The organism is Sulfuriferula multivorans (assembly GCF_003851125.1).
Lineage (GTDB): Bacteria > Pseudomonadota > Gammaproteobacteria > Burkholderiales > Sulfuriferulaceae > Sulfuriferula > Sulfuriferula multivorans.
Genome location: NZ_BGOW01000076.1, coordinates 1 through 5,645 on the forward strand (window position 1 = coordinate 1; position 5,645 = coordinate 5,645).

Here is a 5,645-nt window from a genome sequence, read left to right on the forward strand (position 1 = left end):
ATGATCGAAATTCCATCATGGCACTGGTTGCCGTTCGCGGAAACTTCTCCGCTGCCTCGGGACGGGGAAGTCCCTTTCATTCGTTGGGCGTCAGACAATCGGGGCCACTGGAATACCAGGGGCCTGAAACAAAATCATCGAAAGGAGCGATCCAATGATATACAAAGGTAGCTGCCACTGTGGGCAGGTCGCGTTCGAAGCCGAAGGAAATCTAGAGAAAATCATGGAGTGCAATTGCTCAATTTGTAGTAAGCGTGGTTCGCTTCACTGGTTTATTACCCGCGAGAATTTTCGTTTGCTCAGCCCCGAGGACGGCATGGGCACATACACATTCAACAAGCACACCATTAAACATCGCTACTGCCCAAAATGCGGGTGTGCGCCATATAGCGAAGGTATAGCGCCTTCTGGTAACTACATGGTTGCTATTAACGCCCGTTGCCTGGATGGTGTCGACTTGTCACCTATCAAGGTGGGGCATTTTGACGGGCGCAGCCTTTGAGTACCCGACGCCCAACCCTGCGCTCAAGCGGGGCGCGCCTCTTAGTCGCACGTTGGGCGTCACCATTCATTACCGGAGGGTATTCTTGAAGATCATCGGCCTAATCGGCGGCATGAGTTGGGAGTCAACTGTCCCGTACTATCGACAGATCAATGAAACTATCAAGGAGCGCCTGGGTGGGCTGCACTCGGCGAAAATCGTTCTGTACAGCATCGATTTCCATGATGTCGAGCGACTACAGCACGCTGGCGATTGGACGGCGGCTGGAACCATGTTGTCCGAAGCAGCGCGTTCGCTCGAAGCGGCGGGTTCGGATTTTTTGGTCTTATGCACAAACACCATGCACAAAGTGGCCCCGAGCATCGAGGCGGCTGTCACCATTCCACTGCTTCACATTGCCGATCCAACCGCTGCAGAAATCAAACAAGCCGGCCACTCCACTGTCGGCCTGCTCGGCACACGGTTCACGATGGAAGAGGCCTTCTACCGCGACCGCTTGAGCGACCGTCACGGGCTTCAAGTAATTGTCCCTAACGCGGAAGACCGCGATACTATCCACCGCATCATTTACGAAGAACTGTGCCTTGGGGTTGTCTTGCCCGATTCACGTAGCGAGTATCGGCGGATCATGGAAGTCTGGCATCACAAGGCGCAGAAGGCATTATTCTTGGGTGCACAGAAATATCCCTTCTCGTCAGCCAGCAAGATTCCAGGGTTCCGCTGTTTGACACCACGGCCATTCACGCGCGGGCTGCGGCAGAAGAAGCGCTTGCCTAATGACGCCCAACCCATCATTCGAGAGGGACTGCGCAAAAGAGCGCAGCTCCTCGATTTTGCGTTAGGGGTAATTATGATCGACAAGGCATTTGCTGACCATTTTGCGGCTGATTGGATAGCCTCATGGAACAAGCATGACCTTGATCGAATTCTGTCTCATTACACTGATGATTTTGAATTGTCGTCACCTGTAATCATTAAGGTGGTCGGTGAGCAGTCAGGAACATTAAAGGGCAAAAAAGCTGTGGGTTCCTATTGGGCTAAAGCTCTTCAATCGGTTCCGAATCTTCATTTTGAATTGGTGGCCACGCTTGTCGGCGTTAACAGCATCACCCTCTACTACAATGGTGTCCGTGGCCCATCCGCAGAGGTGTTTCATTTCAACCAAGATGGCAAGGTTACGAGGGCATATGCACATTACCTCTAACCCTACATATGGACTCTCCCAAAATCAAGAAAACTGATCGATACATTTGGCTGGTTGGAATTGCGTGCAGTCGTATATCCGGCATCTGATGTGGGTTGTGTGTGACCCATACCCTCAAGTTGGACTGCGCAAAGCGCGCAGCCCCTTTCTTTGACGTTGACTCTGTAGAAAAACCTCCCAAGCTTATAAACTCTGCTTCCCGAATGTATTGCACTGCTTCGGATCGCCCGTTTCGATACCGCGCGTGAACCATTTCACACGTTGTTCCGAGGTGCCGTGGGTAAAGGTTTCTGGGGTAACGTAGCCACGGGACTGTTGCTGCAACCTGTCGTCACCAATGGCGGAAGCTGCGGTGAGCGCCTCCTGGATTTCTCCCGGTTCGATAATGTGCCGCATTTTATCGGCATGATTTCCCCATACCCCCGCAAAACAATCCGCCTGTAATTCCAGCCGTACTGAGAGTGCATTCGCCTGTGCTTCGCTGGCTGCGTGTTCCTGCGCCGCATGAACCTTGCCGGAGATGCCGAGCAGATTCTGCACGTGGTGGCCGACCTCATGGGCAATGACGTAGGCCTCGGCAAAATCTCCCGGCGCTTGGAAGCGATCCTTCAGGTCTTGATAGAACGCCAGATCGATATAAACTTTCTGATCGAGCGCACAGTAAAACGGACCCATGGCAGCGCTGCCGGTACCGCACGCGGTGGGTGTTGACCCGGTGAATAGCACCAGTTTCGGGTCGTGATATTGACGCCCTGACTCGCGAAAAATTTGTTGCCAGGTGTCTTCGGTATCGGCGAGCACTTTCGAGACGAAGGTGGCCATTTCATCATTGGCAGCAGGCTTGTGCGACGCTACTGATTGCGTAGTCGATTGACCGTTGTCAGGCACCAGGCCAAGCAGCGTGGATGGGCTGAATCCAGTGAAATAGCTCACCACCAGCACCAGCAAAATACCACCGATTCCTAACCCGCCCCCGCCAATCCTGAAACCGCCTCCGGCACCATCGCCGCGGCGATCCCCAATATTTTCGCTTTCGCGCTCATCATCAAGACGCATGGTCGTTATTCCAATAATCATGTCCGGGTACGGCAGCATATCATTACCGATGCCGAATCGTTTTCTTGCCAGCCGGATTTCTCCGCCCAATCTATCCGGAATAGTTCTCCGCGTTGATTCAAGCTCGCAGATTGTTTCTTGTAAGAAATCTGCCGCCAACTCTACTCAATCAAATATCCGGCAAGGAAGCGGATGGTGAACCTTGGAAATGTTTTACCCATTGCATTTCTACACGTGGAATCCCGGAGCCTACCCATGACGCTAGCGGCAATACACTTTCGACAAACAATTTTTTTTGCACAGCGCTTCTGCGTACTGGTAACGCTTTTTTGCTTTTCCGGCCAACTTGCCGCCGCGCAGTGCTCGGTTTCCAGCGGTTCCTGGCCAATCCCTTTGGTAGAGCTGTATACCTCGGAAGGATGTAGCAGCTGCCCGCCGGCGGATCGCTGGCTAAGCGGCCTGACGGCCGATCACTCAAGCAGCGAGCGTGTTATTCCACTCGCATTGCATGTGAACTATTGGGACTACATAGGGTGGAAGGATCGCTTTGCGCAATCGAAATTTTCAACCCGGCAAAGGGAAATGGTCCGGCTGAATCACTCGGCTATCGTCTATACCCCACAGGTAATGCTGAACGGCAAGGATTTTCGTGCGTGGGGAAGCGATTCATTTTCACGTGCCGTCGGCGAAATCAACAGACAACCGGCACATGCATGGATCACGTTAACACTGTCTCCATCCGATTCGAATGAATTGCAGGTCACTGCGAATGCCAGAGCACGCAGCGGGGTGGCGCTCTATGTCGCCCTGTATGAAAACAATCTGCAATCCAAAATCAAGGCCGGAGAAAATCAGGGCCGGCAGTTACATCACGACAGCGTGGTACGCGAATGGTATGGCCCGCTATCGATGGATCGCGATGGGCGCGTCACATGGCAACTATCCGTGCGACTTAGCCCGGAATGGGTAGCGGCAAAGATGGGCCTGGTGGCGTTCGCTCAGGATCCGACCACTGGCGAGATTTTGCAGGCAATTCGGCTTCCGTGGTGTGCGGGATGATTTGTCGCCATGGACTGCGGGATACAAGCGCCTTACGTCTGACTGGTCCGATAGCGAGCCTTCATAAAAATCACGACGGTAATACTAGCGTCACAATTGACAGCCAGCATAAGCCGTCTCAACTGTTAGCCCTGTCAATCAAAGGACGCTGGATGTCGCAAGTCAAACAAACCCAGCCCGCGCAGCGCGGCTTCACGCTGCTGGAATTGCTGGTGGTCATGGTCATTATCGGATTGCTGGTGGGCTATGTCGCCCCCAAGTATTTCGCCCAGATCGGCAAATCGGAAGTCAAAGCCACCAAGGATCAGATCGATTCACTCGGCAAGGCGCTGGATCAATACCGCCTCGACACCGGCCACTATCCCACCACCGAACAAGGCCTGGCGGCGCTGGTGACCAAGCCCTCCAACGAACTGAAATGGGATGGCCCCTACCTGGCCAAAGCCGTGCCGCCCGACCCGTGGGGACGGCCCTATCTGTACAAAAACCCCGGCGAGCACGGCGACTACGATCTGCTGTCGCTGGGCAAGGATGGTCAGGCCGGCGGCACCGGTGAAAACGCCGACCTCACCAACTGGTAACCCGGCATGCGTTTCAGCGTAAAAGCCATGCGCGCCGGTGAAGGCCTGACGGCCTTGTCCTTCGATGCCGCGAACCCGGTCGACGCCACCCGCCAGGCCGAACTGCAAGGCTATACCGTGCTCGCCGTAGCCGCGCACACCAGCCTGGCGCTGTTCTCGCCCCGCCACGCGCGCTTTCCGCTGGTGCTGTTCAGCCAGGAACTGCTCGCCCTGCTCGATGCCGGCCTGCCCCTGGTCGAGGCGGTCGAGACCCTCGCAGAAAAGGAACACCGCCCGGAAGTGAAGCGCGCGATCGGCCAGGTGATTGCGCTGCTGTACGAAGGCCGCACCCTGTCGCAGGCGCTGGAACAATTTCCGCTGTCGTTTCCGGCGCTCTACATTGCCTCGGTGCGCGCCGCCGAGCGCACCGGCAACCTGTCGGAAGCGCTGGCGCGCTACATTGCCTACCAGACCCAGCTCGACATCGTCAAAAAGAAGCTGGTGTCGGCGCTGATCTACCCGGTCATGCTGGTCAGTGTCGGCGGCCTGGTGACGCTGTTCCTGATGGGCTATGTGGTCCCCAAATTCAGCCGCATCTTCGACGATATGGGCGGCCACATTCCACTGATGTCGCGGCTGTTGATCCAGTGTGGCGTATTCATGGAAGGCCACGCGCCGCAAATCGGCATGGCCGTGCTGGGCATGCTGGGGCTGGGCATTTATCTGGCGCGCCTGCCTGCCACGCGGCGCTGGGTGGGACTGAAGCTGTGGCGCATCCCGGCGCTGGGCGAACGCATGCGCGTGTACCAGCTGGCGCGCTTTTATCGCACCGTGGGCATGCTCTTGAACGGCGGCATCCCGGTCGTCACCGCGCTGGAGATGGTGGAAGGCCTGCTGCACCCGACGCTGCGCGGCCTGCTGCAACGCGCCACCACCGACATCCGCGAGGGCAAGCCGACCTCGCAGGCCATGGAAGCGCACCATCTCACCACGCCGGTCAGCCTGCGCATGCTGCGCGTGGGCGAGCGTACCGGGCGCATGGGCGAAATGATGGAGCGCATCGCCGGTTTTTACGATGAAGAAATGGCGCGCTGGGTGGACTGGTTCACGCGCCTGTTCGAGCCGATCCTGATGGCGGTGATCGGCGTGATCATCGGCGGCATCGTGGTGTTGATGTACATGCCGATCTTCGACCTGGCCGGGAGCATCCAGTGAGCGCTAACCCGACCCTGACACTGCTGCCGCCCACGGCCGCATCCGAACC

6 protein-coding genes are annotated in these 5,645 nt (G+C 56.5%); 5 read left to right on the forward strand and 1 reads right to left on the reverse strand.

Translation table 11 applies throughout. The features are described 5' to 3' along the window. The first annotated feature begins 154 nt into the window (after positions 1–154). Both EI185_RS17585 and EI185_RS18495 read left to right on the forward strand, forming a co-directional pair. Positions 155–502, forward strand: coding sequence for a GFA family protein (locus EI185_RS17585; RefSeq protein ID WP_124706441.1), 348 nt, complete (start codon positions 155–157; stop codon positions 500–502). 85 nt (positions 503–587) lie between these two features. Then, positions 588–1,706 (forward strand): amino acid racemase, encoded by a 1,119-nt coding sequence (locus EI185_RS18495; RefSeq protein ID WP_275937727.1) that lies wholly within the window; start codon positions 588–590, stop codon positions 1,704–1,706. 183 nt (positions 1,707–1,889) lie between these two features. Here the strand turns inward: EI185_RS18495 and ypfJ are convergent, their stop codons facing one another. Continuing rightward, complete coding sequence (ypfJ, locus tag EI185_RS17600; RefSeq protein ID WP_124706443.1) at positions 1,890–2,762, reverse strand: KPN_02809 family neutral zinc metallopeptidase; 873 nt, start codon at positions 2,760–2,762, stop codon at positions 1,890–1,892. A 393-nt stretch (positions 2,763–3,155) separates the two neighbouring features. Between ypfJ and EI185_RS17605 the strand changes: the two genes are divergently transcribed. The 3 genes from EI185_RS17605 to EI185_RS17615 all read left to right on the forward strand — a co-directional run bounded on the left by EI185_RS17605 (position 3,156) and on the right by EI185_RS17615 (position 5,596). After that, positions 3,156–3,821: a DUF1223 domain-containing protein gene (locus EI185_RS17605; protein ID WP_370685782.1), complete on the forward strand. Its 666-nt coding sequence runs from the start codon at positions 3,156–3,158 to the stop codon at positions 3,819–3,821. 152 nt (positions 3,822–3,973) lie between these two features. Further along, on the forward strand, positions 3,974–4,402 hold the full coding sequence (gene gspG, locus EI185_RS17610) for a type II secretion system major pseudopilin GspG (RefSeq protein WP_124706445.1): 429 nt from the start codon (positions 3,974–3,976) through the stop codon (positions 4,400–4,402). A 6-nt stretch (positions 4,403–4,408) separates the two neighbouring features. Further along, positions 4,409–5,596: a type II secretion system F family protein gene (locus EI185_RS17615; protein WP_124706446.1), complete on the forward strand. Its 1,188-nt coding sequence runs from the start codon at positions 4,409–4,411 to the stop codon at positions 5,594–5,596. The last annotated feature ends 49 nt before the right edge of the window (positions 5,597–5,645 follow it).